At 47.8% G+C, this 18796-nt stretch carries 19 protein-coding genes; 10 read left to right on the top strand and 9 right to left on the bottom strand.

The window, feature by feature from the left end:
* The first annotated feature begins 46 nt into the window (after positions 1-46).
* Complete coding sequence (gene thiE / locus ACF8EG_RS02450) at positions 47-661, top strand: thiamine phosphate synthase (protein WP_021821247.1); 615 nt, start codon at positions 47-49, stop codon at positions 659-661.
* A 181-nt stretch (positions 662-842) separates the two neighbouring features.
* Entirely contained in the window at positions 843-1568 is a 726-nt protein-coding gene (locus ACF8EG_RS02445; RefSeq protein ID WP_025793500.1) for a phosphatase PAP2 family protein, read from the top strand.
* A 69-nt stretch (positions 1569-1637) separates the two neighbouring features.
* Here ACF8EG_RS02445 and ACF8EG_RS02440 read toward each other — a convergent pair whose 3' ends face one another.
* Entirely contained in the window at positions 1638-4085 is a 2448-nt protein-coding gene (locus ACF8EG_RS02440) for a trimethylamine-N-oxide reductase 2 (protein WP_005459941.1), read from the bottom strand.
* Positions 4086-4107: 22 nt separating this feature from the next.
* Positions 4108-5202 carry a NapC/NirT family cytochrome c gene (locus ACF8EG_RS02435; protein ID WP_069505658.1) on the bottom strand — a complete coding sequence of 365 codons (1095 nt, stop codon included), beginning with the start codon at positions 5200-5202 and terminating at the stop codon, positions 4108-4110.
* Between the two features lie 270 nt (positions 5203-5472).
* On the opposite strand from ACF8EG_RS02435, the gene ACF8EG_RS02430 reads away from it, so the two are divergent.
* The 5 genes from ACF8EG_RS02430 (at position 5473) to ACF8EG_RS02410 (ending at position 8375) form a co-directional block, all read left to right on the top strand.
* On the top strand, positions 5473-5988 hold the full coding sequence (locus ACF8EG_RS02430; protein WP_069505656.1) for a GNAT family N-acetyltransferase: 516 nt from the start codon (positions 5473-5475) through the stop codon (positions 5986-5988).
* Between the two features lie 9 nt (positions 5989-5997).
* Positions 5998-6729: a glucose 1-dehydrogenase gene (locus ACF8EG_RS02425; RefSeq protein ID WP_069505654.1), complete on the top strand. Its 732-nt coding sequence runs from the start codon at positions 5998-6000 to the stop codon at positions 6727-6729.
* A gap of 1 nt (position 6730) precedes the next feature.
* Positions 6731-7150: a GNAT family N-acetyltransferase gene (locus ACF8EG_RS02420; protein ID WP_079752400.1), complete on the top strand. Its 420-nt coding sequence runs from the start codon at positions 6731-6733 to the stop codon at positions 7148-7150.
* A 200-nt stretch (positions 7151-7350) separates the two neighbouring features.
* Complete coding sequence (locus ACF8EG_RS02415) at positions 7351-7818, top strand: HAD family hydrolase (RefSeq protein WP_031854235.1); 468 nt, start codon at positions 7351-7353, stop codon at positions 7816-7818.
* Between the two features lie 29 nt (positions 7819-7847).
* Positions 7848-8375, top strand: coding sequence for a GNAT family N-acetyltransferase (locus ACF8EG_RS02410; protein WP_031813557.1), 528 nt, complete (start codon positions 7848-7850; stop codon positions 8373-8375).
* Between the two features lie 37 nt (positions 8376-8412).
* On the opposite strand, the gene ACF8EG_RS02405 is transcribed toward ACF8EG_RS02410, so the two are convergent.
* The 3 genes from ACF8EG_RS02405 to ACF8EG_RS02395 all read right to left on the bottom strand — a co-directional run bounded on the left by ACF8EG_RS02405 (position 8413) and on the right by ACF8EG_RS02395 (position 10411).
* Positions 8413-9003, bottom strand: a complete 591-nt coding sequence (locus ACF8EG_RS02405) for a type II secretion system protein (protein WP_265349347.1) — start codon at positions 9001-9003, stop codon at positions 8413-8415.
* Positions 9004-9156: 153 nt separating this feature from the next.
* Complete coding sequence (locus ACF8EG_RS02400) at positions 9157-9444, bottom strand: hypothetical protein (protein ID WP_005459922.1); 288 nt, start codon at positions 9442-9444, stop codon at positions 9157-9159.
* A gap of 67 nt (positions 9445-9511) precedes the next feature.
* On the bottom strand, positions 9512-10411 hold the full coding sequence (locus ACF8EG_RS02395) for a DMT family transporter (RefSeq protein ID WP_069505652.1): 900 nt from the start codon (positions 10409-10411) through the stop codon (positions 9512-9514).
* 92 nt (positions 10412-10503) lie between these two features.
* On the opposite strand from ACF8EG_RS02395, the gene ACF8EG_RS02390 reads away from it, so the two are divergent.
* Positions 10504-11940, top strand: coding sequence for a PLP-dependent aminotransferase family protein (locus tag ACF8EG_RS02390; RefSeq protein ID WP_069505650.1), 1437 nt, complete (start codon positions 10504-10506; stop codon positions 11938-11940).
* Positions 11941-12036: 96 nt separating this feature from the next.
* Here the strand turns inward: ACF8EG_RS02390 and ACF8EG_RS02385 are convergent, their stop codons facing one another.
* From ACF8EG_RS02385 to ACF8EG_RS02375, 3 genes are all read right to left on the bottom strand, one after another.
* Complete coding sequence (locus ACF8EG_RS02385) at positions 12037-13173, bottom strand: glycerate kinase (RefSeq protein WP_053319218.1); 1137 nt, start codon at positions 13171-13173, stop codon at positions 12037-12039.
* Between the two features lie 16 nt (positions 13174-13189).
* Complete coding sequence (locus ACF8EG_RS02380; protein WP_069505648.1) at positions 13190-14542, bottom strand: GntP family permease; 1353 nt, start codon at positions 14540-14542, stop codon at positions 13190-13192.
* Positions 14543-14700: 158 nt separating this feature from the next.
* Entirely contained in the window at positions 14701-15843 is a 1143-nt protein-coding gene (locus tag ACF8EG_RS02375; protein ID WP_079858886.1) for a sugar diacid recognition domain-containing protein, read from the bottom strand.
* Between the two features lie 240 nt (positions 15844-16083).
* Between ACF8EG_RS02375 and ACF8EG_RS02370 the strand changes: the two genes are divergently transcribed.
* The gene (locus ACF8EG_RS02370; RefSeq protein WP_005460772.1) at positions 16084-16257 is read left to right on the top strand and encodes a hypothetical protein; all 174 of its coding nucleotides are present in this window, start codon (positions 16084-16086) and stop codon (positions 16255-16257) included.
* An 83-nt stretch (positions 16258-16340) separates the two neighbouring features.
* On the opposite strand, the gene ACF8EG_RS02365 is transcribed toward ACF8EG_RS02370, so the two are convergent.
* Complete coding sequence (locus tag ACF8EG_RS02365; protein WP_005460793.1) at positions 16341-16703, bottom strand: hypothetical protein; 363 nt, start codon at positions 16701-16703, stop codon at positions 16341-16343.
* 231 nt (positions 16704-16934) lie between these two features.
* Between ACF8EG_RS02365 and ACF8EG_RS02360 the strand changes: the two genes are divergently transcribed.
* Positions 16935-18782 carry a M3 family metallopeptidase gene (locus ACF8EG_RS02360; protein ID WP_029840635.1) on the top strand — a complete coding sequence of 616 codons (1848 nt, stop codon included), beginning with the start codon at positions 16935-16937 and terminating at the stop codon, positions 18780-18782.
* The last annotated feature ends 14 nt before the right edge of the window (positions 18783-18796 follow it).

The raw sequence follows: 18796 nt of genomic DNA, 5'->3' as shown, positions 1-18796 counted from the left end.
TAAACGCCTCTCACTCCAACGAAAGTGGGAGGCGAAAGGAAACACAATGAACGCCTATCGTTTGTATTTGGTCACCGACGACCAACAAGATTTATCCACTCTCAAACACGTTGTAAGAAAGGCGGTAGAAGGTGGGGTCACCATGGTACAGGTGCGCGAAAAACATGGTGATGTTCGTGCATTTATTGAACGAGCTCAAGCCGTGAAGACGATCCTTGAAGGCACTGGCGTCCCGTTAATCATCAATGATCGTGTTGATGTTGCCCTTGCCGTCGATGCCGATGGTGTTCACCTCGGGCAGTCAGACATGCCAGCAGAGATCGCTCGTCAATTGATTGGCCCAAACAAGATTCTCGGCTTATCGATTGAGACTGAAGATCAACTGGCAGAGGCGGATTCTCTGCCCATTGATTACATCGGCTTGAGTGCCATCTTCGCTACGCCGACCAAAACCAACACCAAAAAACACTGGGGTATTGGAGGTTTGAAGATGGCGTTGAACACCACGTCCTTACCAATCGTCGCTATTGGTGGCATCAACGAAACCAACATTCCTGCCCTGAGTGCGACAGGTGTACATGGTTTGGCTTTGGTTTCTGCCATTTGTCATGCAGAAAACCCAACCAAAGCAGCAGAATACTTACTTTCTCTGATGGATTAAGACCCCAGCGCTTAAGGATGAGCGCCTTTACCTTCCGGATAAATATCATCAATTCACCACTCAACCTTCATTCTCTCGTCAAATTGACAAAGCGTTGATAAGTTTTTCACGCCAGATAACGTAAGATAAGCCCCTTATTTTCACGTGGTTGAATAACCCTCATAAAAACAAAACGCTCTCAATGAAAACCAAAAAATATGGATTGATGATGCTCGCCTTGTTTGTTCTTGGCATCATCCCAATGTCGCTGTTTGGCTCTTATCACGATCTCACCTCACAGGTGCCTGAAAATCTGGGTATTACTTTTACTTTGCTCACTGACTCTGCTGGCAGCAAAGGCTTTTTAATTACGTTAACACTGCTACTGCTTTCTTTATTTCGCTTTAAGCCAAGTCGCACTGAGTGGATGCAAAAACTCTCAATGTTAGGGCTATTACTTGTGATTGGCTTTGCCAGCAAAACGGGGCTAAAGCTGATGACAGAAAGCCCGCGCCCATACACGGAATTGCTCGCAGCAGAACAATTGATTGAAACACCAGAAACGTTTTATCAGTTAGATACAAAGCAACAAGCCAACGTAATTAACCAGATTTCTGAACACGTCAGTGATTGGCGGACGCGCCATTGGCAAGGCGAGAAAGACTATTCTTTCCCATCCGGTCATACGATTTTCGTTTCGATTTGTCTGGCTTTCTTTGGTGGGTTGTTCTTGCAGAACAAGTACTATATCTCTGCACTGTCATTATGGATGTGGGGAATGAGCGTCGCATATAGCCGCTTATGGCTGGGCATGCATCGCCCTGAAGATTTAATAGGCTCAGTCTTGTTTGTCGCGATTGTATTTACTTTACTCCCGACATTTCAGATTAAGAAACAGATGCCGTTTGTTTCTCTTGCTTCACGCTAATGTGAACGATTACTAGAAAAAAAGAAGCCAGCGATTCGCTGGCTTCTTGCTTTCAAGCGCTACTTTTTTCTAGCCATTTTTTGGTGGTTCAAACGCTGTTAGTTCTAATTCTGGGCCAGTGTATTTTTCAATACGAACCAGTGCCGAGTTAGCCGCACAGCCGTTTGCAAGTCGAGAGGTCGGAATATCCAACGTTAACACGTTACAACCGCCGTTCTTACAAATGCCGGTTTTCGGATCCAAGTCCGGCCAACCGCCTTCATGAATACATACTGAACCTTGCTTGATTCGGTCAGTCACTTCTGCGCCAACCAATACTTGACCACGGTTGTTAAACGCACGAACTAGATCGCCCGTTTTAATACCACGCGCTTTCGCATCTTCAGGGTGAATCCAAATAGGTTCACGGTTTGCAATTGCGTACTCTTCGCGAATCTTCGCGTAGTTAAACTGGCTGTGTAGACGATGCGCTGCGTGCGCGGTCATTAGCTGCAACTCGCCATCTTTTGCATTGCCGGTGTACTCGGTTGGTGCCATCCACGTAGGGTGTGGAGGACAGTCTTCCAACTGGTAACCTTCAATGGTTTTCGAGAAGATTTCAATCTTACCACTTGGCGTACCTAGCGGGTTCATGATCGGGTCTTCACGGAAATCCGCGTAACGAACAAACTGTGCGTTCTTCTCGTTCCACTTCATCTCGATCAGTTGGTTATCTTCCCAGAACTTGCTGAAGTTCGGCATTGCAATGCGAGAGCCACGGCCACCTTGTTGCGCCGCCTTGTAGAAGCCGTACAGCCATTCCATTTCGGTTTTGCCTTCGGTGTACACATCACGGCCACCCGGTGCTAGCATCTCTGCCATGTCCGCGAATACATCGAAGTCATTACGCGCTTCACCTTGCGGCTCAACCACTTGCTTCATTGGCACCAAGTGTTGGTTACTGTAGTCACCCGTCATCGTTAAGTCGTTACGCTCGAACGATGTGGTGATTGGCAGAACGATGTCCGCATGCTTCGCAGCCGCCGTCCAGTAAGGCTCTGAAATCACGATCAGCTCAGGCTTTTGCCACGCTTTAATCAAGCGGTTGGTATCTTGGTGGTGAGTAAAGTTCGCACCGCCAGCCCACCAAATCATCTTAATGTTCGGGAACGTAAGTTCATGACCGTTGTGATGGTAGGATTGACCTGGGTTTTCCAACGCCTCGACAATACGCGCCACAGGGAAGCTTTGCACCGCGCCAGACACTGCCCAGTCGTTACCCGCAGAAGAGCCACCACCCAGTGATGCCGAAATCGCAGGAAGAACGCCAGCATCACGAGCAGGGTTACCACCGTTTGAGTAGTGGTAAGAGAAACCAAAACCACCGCCCGGTAAACCGATTTGACCCAACATCGTTGCCAGTGTAACCAGCATCCAGTGACGCTGCTCACCGTATTGTTGGCGCTGCATGCCCCAACCCGCCATCAGCATGGTGCGGTTTTTACTGAAGATGTCAGCCAGTAGCTCAAGTTGCTTCGCAGGTACGCCACAGATTTGTGATGCCCATTCTGCTGATTTTTCTACGCCGTCTTCTTCGCCCATCAGGTACGCTTCAAACTTGTCGTAACCTGCGGTGTATTTATCGAGGAAGGCTTTATCGTGCTTACCTTGTTTCACTAAGGTGTGTGCGATACCCATCATCATTGCCACGTCGGTCATTGGGTGAGGAGCAATCCACTCCGCATTCTCGCCAAAGAATTCAATGGTTTCAGAACGAATAGGGTCAATCGCAATAACCGTCTTGCCTGATTTTTTCAATTGATGGAAGAACTCAAGACCAGCACAGTCTGTTGAGCTCCACGCGATTTTTAGGGTGTTGATCGGGTTTAAGCCCCAAAGCACAACCACATCGCTGTGCTCTAGTACCACTGGGTACGTGGTTTGTTGCTCGTACACTTCGATAGAGCCCACAACGTGCGGCATGATGATCTGCGCAGCACCCGTTGAGTAGTCACCCAAGTGGCCTGAGTAGCCGCCTGCCATGCTCATGTAACGTTGCAGCAAGGTTTGTGCTTTGTGCAGCACGCCACTTGAACGCCAGCCGTAAGAGCCAGCAAACACAGAAGCCGGGCCATATTCTTTACGAATGCGCATGTGCTGTTCGTGGATCAGCTTGTAAGCTTCATCCCAAGACACGCGTACAAATTCATCGCTGCCGCGAACGCCTTCGGGAGCTGATGGGTTTGCCAAGTAACCTTTACGAACCATTGGGTACTTAACACGCGCTTTAGTGTGCACTTGGTCAGGACCGGTGCTTTGTAGGCTATTTGGTACAGTTTGAGGCAGAGCATTGGTGGTCGAAACCAACTTACCATCTTGTACTTCACACAACATTGGGCCCATGCGGCCCGCCGTTAGAATGCCTTTGCCGCGAGCATTAGAAGACGCAACAGACATAGGTGCAAATGAAGTGAATGCCATTGCACCAGCCGCCATACCAGTGCCTTTTAGAAATCCGCGACGGGTCATATTAGTCATAATCTTATCCTTCTATTTATCGTTAGTGACCAACCACATCTTTCGCGTGGTGCTGGAAGAACTTGGTTAGAATTTCTAGGTTCTCGGCTGAAATATCAGTTCGATCACCCATACTTTTCGCTACCGGTCCCCATGCATTCACTGTGAAGTGATTTGAAGGAATTTTCGCGTGACAAGTTGCACAGTAAACGTTGTCCAACTCTTCTGCGTATGACCATACTGGTTCAAGCGTGTCTACAACTGGAGAATCAATAGCACCTGTTAGAGAAACTGCGCGCCATTCGTTGCCGTAAACATCCGCCTCAAATTCACCAGCTTCAAGCGCTTGTTGGCCTTGCTCTGTTAGCGTTGCTACGATGGCACGTTGACCTTCTCCCATGTAAAGCACTTGTTCTGCGCCTTTCATTTGGAATGCATTCAACTTAACAGTGCGGTTGTCTCCTTCCGCGCTCATCACTTCCAGTTTTGTTGTTGGATTGATGGTACCCATTTCCCCCATATTAATCGTTGTTACTGGGTAAACTACCTTCGCGTTAGCCGCTGTCTTCGTCGTGAAGCTCATCAGCGTTTCGAATGCTTTGCTGTCTAGCTCTGCTTCTGGTGCAAAGTGAGCCACACCTTTGTGACAATCGATACACGTTTGATCGTTCGCTTTCGCGTATTCATGCATCTTCGCCGCATCGCGTGATTGCTCAAACTCTTCCATTGCATCGAAATCATGACACGAACGACACGTCGCTGAATCATTTTCACGGAACTGAGCCCATACAGTTTCAGCCATGTCTTTACGATGTGCTTCGTATTTCTCTGGCGTGTCGATCTTGCCAGTCACAAACTCATGGTAGATGTCTTTCGATGCACGAATCTTCGTGATCAGGTAGTCCATCGGTTCTTGTGGGATGTGGCAATCAGAACACTCGGCACGAATGCCTTTCGCATTACTGAAGTGCACTGAGCCTTGGTACTCTTTGTAAGGGATTTCCATAGAGTGGCACGAGAGACAGAACTCAGTATCAGAGGTGTAATGCATCACCGCTGCAGTACCACCTAATGTTAACCAGCCCACACCAATGCCGGCAGCAACCAGCAGTGCAACATATCGTTTTTTTATTGACATAATTAGCAACACTTCCAAATAAAATGTAATTATAGATCGCAAAATACTACTTTATGGGTAGCTCTCTCTTGATCCACATCATTTCCGTGTTGCTCTATGCGTCTCAAGAATGAAATTTCGTTATTTAGCTCCCATGAATTCATATCTAGCGCAAATTTTTTGCACAATTCGACATTCACAACATTAATCACTTTTCTAAATTGAACGGTTTGATCAATAAGCTAAGAGAATGAGAGACTGGCAATTCAACTCGATGCATTAAGGATGTGCATGTCGACTCTCATATCTACACCCAGAACCACAATGAGCCCAATCAGAGCAGAAGATTGGGCGCTATTTCAGCGTTTACATATCGAGCCTAGTGTCATCGCTCTCTGCTTCGATAAACCTGACGAGCGAGTGTTACGCGACAAGTTTGAATCTCGTTTAGCGAGCTGGACACCAGAGTGTGACCATTGGTTGTGCTTGACCATTTTCGATGCAAATACTCAACAACCTATCGGGATCACGGGTTTTGTACTAGAGGAAGACAAAGCCGAAGTGGGCTATTTGTTGCTGCTCGAGTTTCATGGCCAGCAATTCGGCACAGAAACACTTAATGCTTTGCTGCACTGGGCAGAAACCACGCACGATATCCGCCGCTTTTCAGCCACAGTGACCGAAGGAAATGTCGCATCAGAGCGCGTACTCACAAAATGCGGCTTCGAACTCTCTCAAGTCATTCCAGACGCATACCAAATCGGTGGCAAACACTACGCCGATAAAATCTACTCGCGACAAAAATAAGGACGTATTTTGAATAAAGTAGTCATCGTTACCGGCGCAAGCCGAGGCATTGGAGCCGCAACTGCGAAAAAGCTGGCCGAGCAAGGCTATCGCGTTTGTGTTAATTATCGAACTCAGCAAGAGGCCGCCGACCGAGTTGTAGCAGAAATACAAGCAAACGGCGGGAAAGCCATTGCCATCGCCGCAGACGTAGCCGATGAGCAGCAAGTGCTTTCCTTGTTTGATGAAACAGAACGCGAATTTGGTGCAGTGACGCACTTGGTCAACAACGTGGGCATCCTATTTACTCAATCGCCTTTGTCAGAAATCAGCTTGGAACGCTTTCAGAAAGTAATGAACACCAATGTGAATAGCTGTTTTCTCTGCTGTCGAGAAGCGGCGAAACGATTCAGTGCGGGCGGTGCCATTGTGAATGTCTCCTCTGGAGCGTCACGCTCAGGCGCGCCATTTGAGTATGTTGATTACGCCACATCAAAAGGCGCGATGGATACCTTAACCAAAGGGCTCTCGCTCGAGTTGGCAGAGCGCAATATTCGCGTCAATGGCGTTCGACCTGGTTTCATTTATACCGATATGCATGCCGACGGCGGAGAACCAAACCGAGTGGATAGACTGAGCCCTCAAATTCCTCTTAAACGCGGCGGCACAGTAGAAGAAGTGGCGAATGCGATCGCTTGGCTACTGAGTGACGAAGCTTCTTATGTCACAGGATCATTTATCGATATTGCTGGGGGCAGATAGAATGCAAATCCACATCCGACAAGCTACTCCCAATGATTTAGACGGAATTTTTCAGCTTAATTTTCAGATCAATTCACTGCATTTTGCGAATGCGCCAGAAGCCTTTGTTGCGCCTTCAGAAGCTGATCGAGAATTTCTTGCGCAAGCACTAGAGAACAAAGAGCGACTCTTTTTGGTTGCCGAACGCGAACAGCAAATTCTCGGCTTCTTAACCGCGATGATCACTCAAAACGACACCGTCAGTTTTCTGATCAAAGACCCAATTTGCCGCGTGGGGACGATCGTTGTCGATGAAGAGCAAAAACAGCAAGGAATAGGTCGTCAACTGCTCCAAGCTTGCGAGCAATGGGCGCGCGATGCCAATGCCACGCAAGTTCGATTGGAAGTGATGGAATTCAATCAGCCAGCACAGCGTTTTTAAGATAATCAAGGTTTTAAAACTAACTCACGCATTATGCTGAAACATTTGTAACGATAGCGGCAATTAAACGCTTTTCACGACTAAAGCCGACTAAATCGCATTTATCACTTCGATTTGTCCCCCGATTTTAGAAAAGGCGATATGATGTACTGATATACCCAAGTGACTTCAAGATGCTTGGGTATAAAGGAGATTCGAACATGATTTATCTTTTCGATTGGGGGAACACCTTGATGGTAGATTTCCCTCACGCACAAGGAAAAATGTGCGATTGGGAACACGTAGAAACGGTTCCTCAGGCCACCGAAACGCTGGCAGTACTTTCCCAAAATAATCCCATTTACATTGCGACTAGTGCATCTGACTCCAACATGGAAGAGGTTCAACGTGCATTCGTCCGCGTCGACTTGGACCAATTCTTAAATGGCTATTTTTGTTTTGCCAACCTCGGTATCGCTAAAAACCAACCTGAGTTTTATCTCGCCGTCGCAAAACAGTTAGGGGTTAACGTGAGTGAAATAACCATGGTCGGCGATTTACCTCACAAAGACATTTATCCCGCCATGCAAGCGGGCGTAAACACAATTTGGTTTAACCCAACGGGCGCTGATGCACCAGCCGAGCCCATTCCCCATCAAATTCGCTGTTTATCTGAGCTTATACCCTAACCGTTACCTGCACTAATCAAGGAAGATGAATGCAAATCAGACCCATCAAGGTAAGCGATATCGAGCGCTTCACCGCGCTGTGGAATCGTGTGTACTCCGAGGGGGAGTTTTTGATTTCTCCAGCCCCCGATAACACAACACTTCGTAGTATCCTGCAACGTGTTGAGAACGAATCCATCCCTCAGTTTGTCGCGTTTGACCACCAAGAACTTATTGGCAGCGTTGAAATCTTCCCTGCAGAAATGTGCGGTTACGAAGGCGGGCAGCTCATTCGCGTCGGTATTCTTGGTATTCACATCGACAAAAGCTACCGAGGCAAAGGATTAGGACGGAAATTATTATCAATGGCAATCGCGCGCGGTTGGGCGTTTGGCTACGACCAAATCGTACTCAACGTATACAAAACCAACACACCAGCGATTGCTTTGTATGAACGCTTTGGGTTTGAACATCAGGGAGTACTTGGGGAAGTGATCTTGCCAAATGGCAAGGTCTTAATGAGTCAAAAAATGGTATTGAATAAAGCGCAACGCCGTTCGAACAACCCCGATTTGTAGATTCTCGGTAACCGTTGTTCGCAACACTTATTCGGGACTAACACCCTTGCGTCACATGCCCTTGAACAATTGAATCGGTCGAGGCTTGATTCACGTAGTAGAAATAGCACGCTTCTTCTGCCAATGTGTAACCCTGCGGCCAAATGTACACCACGCGATCAACGCCCGATTTATCTAAGAACGGATAATCAGGAATCGCGACAAAATGAGCACTGTTTGGGTACTGCTGACCGATGATGCAAAAATCACTGCCTTTGCACGGCACGTCAATTTTCGAGTAGCCTCTGGCAGGCAGGTCTATTTCTAATAAAGCACGAATACTGTCGGCGCTGGCTTCTGGCATGCCTTTGCGTGTTTTGACTTGTCGGTCAATGTAGTGAACGTGCTCTTGGTCGTAAGCGTTATCAATCACAGATTGAGCATGGAAAAATTTGAGAGCCGTACCTAAAGAAGACTGAGAACTGTGCAGCATCGCAGCGTATGCTTGGCGATGAATATCGAGTAGTACTGGTAAAGCAGCTAATGCGATGAAAGCCAAAGTGGTGAGCACTATGGTGATTTCCATCAGCGTAAATCCCTTTGATTTCACGTTTCCTATCTCAACTAGCCCAAGACAATAGCCCCACATCCATGTGAGACCGAGCCAATATATCGCCAATTTCTTACGATTAAAGGCCCAAGGGGTAAGAAGAGACAAACACCACTCAAACTTGAGAACAGCAGCCAAAGAGCAGTGCAACAAAACGACGCTATGTATCAGATATTAGACGATTTTCACTCTCTAGCTATTGAGTAAAGGCACATTATTTCGCACCAGACCACGACGAACATTCGTGCACATTTTGCCAAAACGACGAATCTCATCGAATTGCGGAACAATGCCGCGCTCCATAGCCGATTCCCAATAGCTCAGCTCTGAATCCACCATTTCCAGTAACTTCTTCGGACAACCGATGCACTGCCCTTCCGGCCCACACACAAAGGTTTCCGGTTCGTAAATCGGTAGTTCAGCTTTTACTTGGTCGATGATATTACGCATCGCGGTCATTCGGTCTGGCTTTGCCGTCATCACTCTGCTCCACGGATTAAGATGAGGCAGAATTGTACTCACTGGCACGTGAATGTCCCTACCTAATTTAGGTATATTCCGTTTTGATAGCCTTTTTTATCGTCAGATCTGGTTTTTTAACCACCAAATACACCGCCGTAGCCGCTAGGACAAAGCCAGAAATGCCCATCCAATCAAACGACTCTCCAAACGCGAGCCAAGCTTGAATCGCCGTCGTTGGCGGCACTAGGTAAAACACAGACGCCACACTCGAAGACGCGCCATTTCTCACCATATACAGCAACAATAGAATCGCCACACAAGAGAGCACGACGACCAACCACAACACGGTCAAAATAAACTCCAGTTCCCATTGCACTTGCATGGTTTCAAACCGCATCGCAACAGGCAGAAACATGATGAGCGCGGCCAAATATTGCACTGTCGCACCACCAACCATATCCACTTGTTGGCAATGTTTTTTCTGATACAGCGTCCCTAGCGTGATACCAACCAAAGCCAATAAACACAAACCAATGGCCAACACTTTGTGCTGCTCGGATTGCCACTCCATTTTGCCCATCAACACCATAGCGATACCGACAAAACCAAGAGCCAAACCCAGCCATTGCGAGGGTTTAAATTCCTCACGAACAAACGCCACCAGCAAAGCCGCGGTTAAAATCGGCTGAATGCCCACCAGCAACGAACCCAACCCCGCTGGCATACCCAAAGCGATAGCGAAATAAGTACCGCCCAGATAGAAACCGTGGATTAACGCCCCAACCACGCAGCTGTGCCAAAAATCTGTTCCTGTCGGCAACCTTCTACGCAATACCGCCACAAGAACCAAAAACAGTAAGACATTGAATGCCATACGGATAGAAAGCAGTGTCGCTGGCTCAGCATATTGCAAACCAAAACGCGCACCAACAAATCCAGAAGCCCAAAGGATGACAAATACAAAAGGGATGGCTCGGATTAACATGATCGCCTCACTCACGCTTGTTTTATGTTTTGAGATACTGCTAATGTAATTAGGTACAGTGTTTTCAAAAAGTGACAGATGGAAGTGTTTTTATGGGTACAGATTTATTGGAAAGCGGTGAAGGGAATAAGTACCTCGTGGTGGAAAAACACCTCAAACAAGCCATCAATGGTGGCGTTTATCAAGCGGATGAACGACTGCCCTCCATTCGCTCGTTGAGCCAAGAATTAAACGTCAGCAAAAACACCGTGATTCGTGCGTATCAAGAGTTGGAAGCGCAAAACTTGGTGTACTCGGTTCCCAAATCGGGTTATCGAGTGAAAGTCGCTTTGCCGACCTCTCGCTCAATTCCGGATCCGACTCGTGTGGATTTGCTCTCGATCTGTAAAGAAATCCTCACGTACCCTGAATACCAAGAGCGTTTGCCCGCTGGCTCTGCCCACCCAAACATTGATTCCCCCGCGATCAAAAGCTTGTACGCCGAGATTGGCCGTCACAGCCGCCAGCAAACGCATGTACCGAGCCATTACCAATTGCCACCCGGAGATCACCTCTTAATCAAACAACTGGCGAAAATCACGCAAGATTTGGGCACGCCAGCCAAGTTGGATGAGATCATGGTGACGCACGGCGCTCAACAAGCAATAAGCCTAGCGCTGCGCGCAACGACACAAAAAGGCGATATCGTCGCGGTGGAGTCTCCTTGTTACTTTGGCAACTTATTGATGCTCGAATCACTCGGCCTCAAAGTGGTGGAGATCCCGAGTTGCCCACGAGACGGTATGTGCCCCGAAGCCTTAGCAAAAACAATGGCGACATGGGACATAAAAGTGATCATCGTAACACCAAACTTCACCAACCCTACTGGTGCTATGATGCCGCTAGAAAAGCGTCAACAATTACTATTGGCGTCCGGCAATATTCCTATTATCGAAGACGATGTGTTTGGCGGGTTAAGTTATGATAAGCCGTTGCCAAGCTTGAGCTTGCTCGATGACAAGCAACGCGTGATTTACGTGAATTCGTTATCCAAAACACTCGATTCGCGTTTGAGAATTGGTTGGATGTTGGCGGGGCGATATCGAGATCAAATTGAGCAATATCTATTGTGTGAGAACATGGGCAGTTTGAACCTGATGCAGTCTGCCGTGGCAACGTTTCTAACGTCAGGCAAGTATCGAACGCATACTGCGCGAATGGGTCGGGTTTATCAAAACAACATGCGCCGATTTATCCAGATGCTTCATCAATACTTGGATGAATACGAATCTCTAAAAGATCGATACCAGATCAACGCCGTGCAAGGCTCGTTCTTGCTTTGGTTGCGCCTGCCCGAAGACACGGACAGTTATGCGTTGTATCAAGCGTGCAATAAGCACAGAATCAGTCTACTTCCCGGCACCGTATTTGGCACTCAAGAGCAATATCGACATTGCGTGCGCCTCAGCGTGGCAAACTTTGGTCATGAAACCGATTGGAGTCACGCGATGCAAACACTGGCAAAGTTGATAGCAAAGCATGTCTGTTAACTCGCTCTTGCTAAATGAACTTATGCCCACACACGCAAACAGGTAACAACAAAAAACTCCACGCAAAGGTGGAGTTTTCTCGTATCGTTATCGCCCTCAGTGCGACTTAATTTGCCACATTCTCGCGACGTTTTCGGCTAAATTGGCAACGTTGACGTCGGCCTCTTTCATGGCCTCAGATAAGCTCATCGCCCTTGGTACACAAGCAAACACCGCATCAATTCCGCACTCATAAACCGCCTGATAGTTGTCGCCCACACAGCCTGCTAATGCAATGACTGGTAAATTAAACTGTTTGGCCACCTTAGCAACGCCCATCGGGGTTTTGCCATGTGCGGTTTGATGATCGATGCGACCCTCGCCTGTGAATACGATATCCGCATCCGCAACATGCTGAGCAAGCTTGACCGTTTCGAGCACAATCTCAATTCCCGGTAGCAAACGTGCTGGCGTGTACCCGAGCAAGGCCGCTCCCATACCACCAGCAGCACCCGCCCCTTTACGAGTCAGTACATGCTTACCCGTCGCTTGTTCCGTCAACTCGCCAAACTTGCGTAATGCGTTATCGAGCAGAGTGACGTCTGACGCCGTCGCCCCCTTTTGCGGGCCAAAGATAGCCGACGCGCCTTTGTCGCCACAGAGTGGGTTATCAACATCGCACGCTACCAACACTTCGCAAGCAGCTAAGCGCGGGTCAAGACCAGAAATATCGATGGATGCAAGCGCCGCTAACCCGCCTCCATTTGGGGTAATTGCATGGCCAGATTCATCAAGAAACGTTACCCCCAACGCGGTCAACATGCCCACGCCACCATCATTGGTAGCGCTGCCACCCAAACCAATGATTAAGCGTTCAATACCTCTGTCTAGCGCGTGTTTGATCAGCTGTCCGGTACCAATGCTGCTGGTCAGTTTTGGGTCGCGAGCGTCACTCGGCACAAGGTGTAGCCCACTGGCCTCCGCCATTTCAATAACCGCAGTTTCGCCGTCGCCGAGGATGCCATAAAACGCTTCAACATCATTCCCTAATGGCGCAGTCACTGTTGTGAAGACTTGTTCGCCTTGAGTTGCATCTATCAAAGATTGAACCGTGCCTTCGCCTCCGTCTGCGACCGGAACCGTAACAAACTCGGCATCATGCCATACGCGAGCAAGACCCGTTTTGATCGCCTCGCTCACTTGTTTGGCGGTTAAGCTTTCTTTAAATGAATCAGGTGCAATTACCACTTTCATACGTATTTCCAGAGACTTATAAGAGAACGAGACTCAAAATGTACACCAATGCCATTGCCGTGACACCTTGAACGAGCGTAGCCATGGTTTGCGCGCGGTACGCTAAGCCCACTGACATGCGGCTAAACTGCGAAACTACCCAGAAGAAGCTGTCGTTTGCATGAGAAACCGTCATCGCACCTGCACCGATCGCCATCACCGTTAATACGCGGCCCATTTCTGAATCTAGCCCCAATTGCGTAAGCATAGGCGCAACCAAAGCTGATGTGGTCACTAGCGCAACCGTTGACGAACCTTGCGCCGATTTTAGCGCAGCCGCAACGATAAATGGCATGAAAATACCCACGCCCAGCGCCGATAGCGTCGTACCCAAGTATTCACCTAGCGGCGTTGCTTTTAATACCGCGCCAAATGCACCACCCGCACCGGTAATCAAAAGAATAGGCGCAGCAGCCGTAATACCTTGGCTGATTCGCTCGCCAAACTCTTCAATCTTGTTGTCTGATTTGAGTAGGCGAACAGAAAGGAACAGGCCAATCACCAATGCCGTTAGTGGCTGTCCTAAGAAAGTCAAAACATCAAACACAAAACCTTCGCCCAGCGGTAAGCTTGGGAATTTCGCGATAGAGCCAAAACAGATCAATAAGATTGGAACAAAAATAGGAGCGAATGCTTGGCTCGCCGTTGGCAATTTGCCGTAAGACGCTTTGAGTGCTTGCCAGTCATGCTGAATTTCATCTGCGGCTTCAATGTCATCTGGTTCAACATGTTGGAATCGGTTCGCCCACAACATACCCGCTAACGCCGCAACCGCTGCAACAAACACACCCACACCAATCACTAAACCAAGGTTAGATTCCAGGCCTAAGTTACCCGCAGCGGCAATCGGGCCAGGAGTTGGCGGCACAAACGTGTGCGTCGCGTATAGGCCAGTAGCCAACGCCACGCTCATCGCAACGCTTGAGGTTTTTAAACGCTTCGCGAGTGATTCTTTGAGCGAGTTCAGAATGACAAAGCCTGAATCACAAAATACCGGAACAGAAACGATGTAACCGATGATACTCATGGTCAATGTTGGGAAACGCTCACCCAACACTTTAATAACCGTATCGGCCATGGTGATCGCCGCACCGCTTTTCTCCAAAATAACACCGATGATGGTACCTAAAACGATAACCAAACCAATGTAACCAAGGATGCCGCCAAAGCCAGAAGCAATGGTTTTGGCAATGCTATCTGCCGGTAAGCCGTAAGCAAATGCCGCAAGGAACGCCGCGATGATCAGCGCTAAAAAGGGATGTAATTTGAATTTGGTGGTCGTGAGCACAATAAATGCGATCACCCCGAGCAGGATTAATATAAGGTTCATGATAACTCCATTTATTCTTATTTTGCTGAGCGAGTCCGTGTTGGCTCACTCAACATGTAGGGACGCATGAATTATTAATCGTTTGCTTTCGAATTCCTTTAGGCGGAGTGACAAATGATGTGGTCAAAAAATGACGCGTATTGTGCAAATGCACAATATCACGCCATTTTTGAGAGCCGAGTCGCAATATAAAGCTCCGCTAACCCCACAAAATTGGTGGTTGGCAGCCCTGTTATCTCGGTGATTTTTTCTAGCCGATAACGCAGAGTGTTCCGGTGAATAAACAGCATTTTAGAGCATTCTGTCACATTGCCATTGCATTCAAACAATGCATCTAGGGTTTTCAGTAATTGCCCAGATTTGTCTTTCTCTTTCAACCGTTTCACGCCATCAATAATTTGTTCACCTTGCCAAATATCCGCCAACGGCGCTAACAGCACAGGCAAACGAAGTTCATCGAACAGGTACTTACGTTTCTCTGGGTAGAACTGCTTGCCAATGGCTAATACCTGCTTCGCGCTTTGGTATGACAACGCGACATCTTTAGGTTCATTAAACAGCTGCCCTAGCGCAATGTGAAACGTATGTGAATCGTGATCGCTTAAACGCGACATCAACTTATCAATGCGTTCACTTTCGATTTGGCTATCCAACTGCTTGGCGGAATGACACGGTTTCAGCACCACAATTTCTTTCACTGAGACAATCGCAACTAGGTTGTTACGCTCTGGGTATTCAAGCAGCTCAACAATATTGCGCACACTCTTCATGCTTTTTGAGGCGGACGGCGTCGAGACTTCAATCACCGTTGCCACCCGTGGTTGAGTAACATCGATAGAAAGACGCATCGCCCAATCTTTCAGCTCTTCATCGGTCAATTTGCCATTGATCCAAGCCAGAATAAACTCTTCGCGATGACGTCTGTCCCACTGAAATTTTTCCACCAGCGCAGCTTGCTCGATTGTCAATTCAGCGGTCATTTTGACCAGTTTGGCAAAATCTCGGATTTTCTCCGGCTCACCTGTCACACCAACAATACCGACCACGTCACCATGCAATTTCAACAGCATATTGATTCCGGGTTTGACACCCTGCAACGTCAAACATTGCTGCTCATTCAGCTCTAGCGAATCGCCGTGATTCAACGCCAATACCGCGCCGTCATGCACTTGCCCAACGCGTTTTGGATCGCCACTGCCAATAATGATGCCTGCTGAGTTCATCACATTCACATTGTGACCAATGATGGACATGGTTCGATCAACAATTTGCTGTGCTAAGGAGTGGTCGAGAATCACCATTTCGATTTTCCAAACTTATAAATGAATCACTCAATAAATCACAAATAGCGTGCTATCGCGATGCTGTCGATGCAAATTGCAGGCGTAGCTCAAATCATTACGCCTTAGCCACATATAAAAAAGGGTTTAATCCGTCATTTTGAACAGAGGGATATATACTTAAAGCAAAGAGACTTCGATGCCTTGTTACTACGCGTTGGAGTCACGTTGCTGCAAGCAAGCGATAACGGAGGAAACACGATGGAATTGCGTAATAAAGCGGGCGAAATTGCCAAAATTGCTGACAACCTCACTTTGAAAGAAATTACTGAAATGGGCTACACCGTGGACTTATGCGATGAAGCTTATGATGCCAATGAGCACTGGAAAGCAGAAGGCAAAACTGAGGGTATGGGCGAGTACCCAGAAGAGTAAACGTCCCGACGAGCCAGCGCACTAGAGTCTACAAAAAAGAGTGCTACAAAAACAAAAAACCGAGCGCCTTAACGCTCGGTTTTTTACTTTTGAACCTCTTGAATGAACATATCCATCTCTTCAAGATAATTACCGTTTGAGCATCCCCAGTCAGTGACTTCAATCAGCTCAGTAATCAGCTGACCTGAATCATCACTTTGCACTCGCTGAACAAACGCTTCAAAACGGTCAAGTTGAGCCTGAGTTTTAATGGCATGTACCGCATATTCTTGCATCAGCTCGTTATACACCTGCCAACGGTGATCATCAGAGACATCACTACTCAGAATGACCGCACATTTTTGCTGAATACTCTCAATGGCATCCTTTTTAGGAGCCGTCACTGACGAACATCCCGCTAAAACCACTCCTAGCGTCAGCAACGTTACTTTTGCTTTATTTATCATTTCGTTTCCGCTTTGCACGACTGCAACAAGAAATTTTATAAATTGTATACCATCAGCGCCCAAACGTAAGGTGCGCCACAACAAATAACCCACTAACCATTTAAAATGTAAACAAATGGTAAAATCACGTTTACGCGATGCAAAATCGACAAATGAGATTGTCGCTCCTTTCTCACGGCCAAGCGTGCAATAATCAACTGTCTACATAACGAAACCATTTGAAGGATCAAAATGACCGCAACGGATTATCTCAACGACCTCAATCAACGTTACCTCGCGATTCACCGCACCAAAGAAGATTTCTTTTGGGAAACTTACATGGGGATCAGCGATGACCATGATGGCTCGACGCAAGCACAAACAGCGTGGACAAGCTTTTTGAGCAACGCCGAGCAAATTACTGCCATCAAACAACAGCTTGAAGCCGCGGACTCAATTACCGACCCACAAGAGAAACAGCAAACCATTACGGGCCTTTCTGGTTGGCTGGCGATGTTTGAATCTCACGCAATCGAGGGAGAAAAAGCACAAGCGTTGAAAAATCAGCTCATTGCCTTTGAAGCTGAACTATTCGAGAAAAAACAGAACCACGTACAAACGTTTACCGATGAAAACGGCGAACAAGTAGAAGGTTCACTGCCAGTATTGAGCTCAACCATTCGCACCAGCAATCATGAAGAAGTTCGCCAATCGGCTCATCAAGCGTTGCTGAACCTTGAACAATGGCTACTGCAAAACGGCTTTATAGAACTGATCAAACTGCGCAACCAGTTCGCTCGCTCACTGGGTTATGCGACCTTCTTTGATTACTCCGTGCAAAAAACGGAAAAGATGAGCTCTGAGCAGCTATTCGAGATTTTGGAAGATTTCGAACAACGCACGCGAGATGCGCACCTAAACAGCTTAGAAAACTTGGCGAAAGAGAAAGGCGCAAGCGCGCTAACAGGCTTCAACTTTGTTTACTCGTTCGCGGGTGACGTCATGCGTGACCTTGACCCATACGTGCCGTTCTCAAAATCTCTGAGACGCTGGGTAGAATCGTTTGGTCGTCTGAATATTGATTACTCTGGCGCGACGCTAACGCTTGATTTGTTAGACCGCAAAGGTAAGTACCCGAACGGGTTCTGCCACGGCCCTATCCCTTCTTTCTACAATCAAGGCGAATGGGTCGCAGCGCAGGTGAACTTCACCAGCAATGCCAAACCAGATCAAGTGGGCAGCGGCTACGATGGCATAAACACGCTGTTCCACGAAGGCGGCCACGCAGCACACTTTGCGAACGTAAAAATGAACGCGCCTTGTTTCTCGCAGGAGTTTGCGCCGACGTCAATGGCTTATGCAGAAACTCAGTCGATGTACTGTGACAGCCTGTTAACCGATGCCGATTGGCTAAAACAGTACGCACTGGATGATGAAGGGAATTCTGTGCCTGATGAGATTATTCAAGCGATGATCAACAGTCGTCAGCCATTCAAAGCTTATGAAGAACGTAGCATCTTGGTTGTATCTTACTTTGAGCGCGCGTTATATCAACTGAGCGATGATGAGTTAACACCAGAGCGCATCACTAAGCTGGCTCGCGATTGTGAAAAACAGATCCTTGGTTTGGAATGCAGCCCTCGCCCACTGATGGCGATTCCACATTTGCTATCCGACGAAGCGGCTTGTGCGTATCAAGGTTATCTACTCGCGCACATGGCGGTGTATCAGACCCGCGCATACTTCCTTGAGAAGTTTGGCTACCTGACGGATAACCCAGAAATTGGCCCACTGTTGGCAAAACACTACTGGCACGCAGGCAATCACTTATCGCACAATGAAACCATTGTCAGCCTGACTGGCGAGGGGTTCAATGCTAAGTACTTGGCAGATGTATGTAATCTATCGCCAGAGCAAGCGTGGGAAGTACAGCAGAAGAAAATCGACTCACTTGCAACGCGAGAACGAGCACCAGTCGCTTCACTGAACGCGACGATTAAAGTCGTCGACGGCAGTAAAGAACTGGCAAGCAACGCCATCTCTGACGAACAAATGTGTGACGATTTTGAACGTTACATCATAGAGACTTACGGTCGATAACACGCCAAGAGCCA

The sequence above is a fragment of the Vibrio sp. YQ_11 genome (genome assembly GCF_043103065.1).
GTDB classification, from domain to species: domain Bacteria; phylum Pseudomonadota; class Gammaproteobacteria; order Enterobacterales; family Vibrionaceae; genus Vibrio; species Vibrio parahaemolyticus.
This window is presented reverse-complemented; position numbering and strand designations above follow the sequence as displayed.

Coding starts and splice junctions, on each gene's coding strand:
- ACF8EG_RS02400 (WP_005459922.1), bottom strand. CDS start 9,444: ATGACGGCAAAGCCAGACCGAATGACCGCGATGCGTAATATCATCGAC.
- ACF8EG_RS02375 (WP_079858886.1), bottom strand. CDS start 15,843: ATGGTGATTCTCGACCACTCCTTAGCACAGCAAATTGTTGATCGAACC.
- ACF8EG_RS02405 (WP_265349347.1), bottom strand. CDS start 9,003: ATGTGGGGCTATTGTCTTGGGCTAGTTGAGATAGGAAACGTGAAATCA.
- ACF8EG_RS02415 (WP_031854235.1), top strand. CDS start 7,351: ATGATTTATCTTTTCGATTGGGGGAACACCTTGATGGTAGATTTCCCT.
- ACF8EG_RS02395 (WP_069505652.1), bottom strand. CDS start 10,411: ATGTTAATCCGAGCCATCCCTTTTGTATTTGTCATCCTTTGGGCTTCT.
- ACF8EG_RS02360 (WP_029840635.1), top strand. CDS start 16,935: ATGACCGCAACGGATTATCTCAACGACCTCAATCAACGTTACCTCGCG.
- ACF8EG_RS02435 (WP_069505658.1), bottom strand. CDS start 5,202: ATGTCAATAAAAAAACGATATGTTGCACTGCTGGTTGCTGCCGGCATT.
- ACF8EG_RS02365 (WP_005460793.1), bottom strand. CDS start 16,703: ATGATAAATAAAGCAAAAGTAACGTTGCTGACGCTAGGAGTGGTTTTA.
- ACF8EG_RS02380 (WP_069505648.1), bottom strand. CDS start 14,542: ATGAACCTTATATTAATCCTGCTCGGGGTGATCGCATTTATTGTGCTC.
- ACF8EG_RS02430 (WP_069505656.1), top strand. CDS start 5,473: ATGTCGACTCTCATATCTACACCCAGAACCACAATGAGCCCAATCAGA.
- ACF8EG_RS02440 (WP_005459941.1), bottom strand. CDS start 4,085: ATGACTAATATGACCCGTCGCGGATTTCTAAAAGGCACTGGTATGGCG.
- ACF8EG_RS02445 (WP_025793500.1), top strand. CDS start 843: ATGAAAACCAAAAAATATGGATTGATGATGCTCGCCTTGTTTGTTCTT.
- ACF8EG_RS02390 (WP_069505650.1), top strand. CDS start 10,504: ATGGGTACAGATTTATTGGAAAGCGGTGAAGGGAATAAGTACCTCGTG.
- ACF8EG_RS02370 (WP_005460772.1), top strand. CDS start 16,084: ATGGAATTGCGTAATAAAGCGGGCGAAATTGCCAAAATTGCTGACAAC.
- ACF8EG_RS02385 (WP_053319218.1), bottom strand. CDS start 13,173: ATGAAAGTGGTAATTGCACCTGATTCATTTAAAGAAAGCTTAACCGCC.
- ACF8EG_RS02410 (WP_031813557.1), top strand. CDS start 7,848: ATGCAAATCAGACCCATCAAGGTAAGCGATATCGAGCGCTTCACCGCG.
- ACF8EG_RS02420 (WP_079752400.1), top strand. CDS start 6,731: ATGCAAATCCACATCCGACAAGCTACTCCCAATGATTTAGACGGAATT.
- thiE (WP_021821247.1), top strand. CDS start 47: ATGAACGCCTATCGTTTGTATTTGGTCACCGACGACCAACAAGATTTA.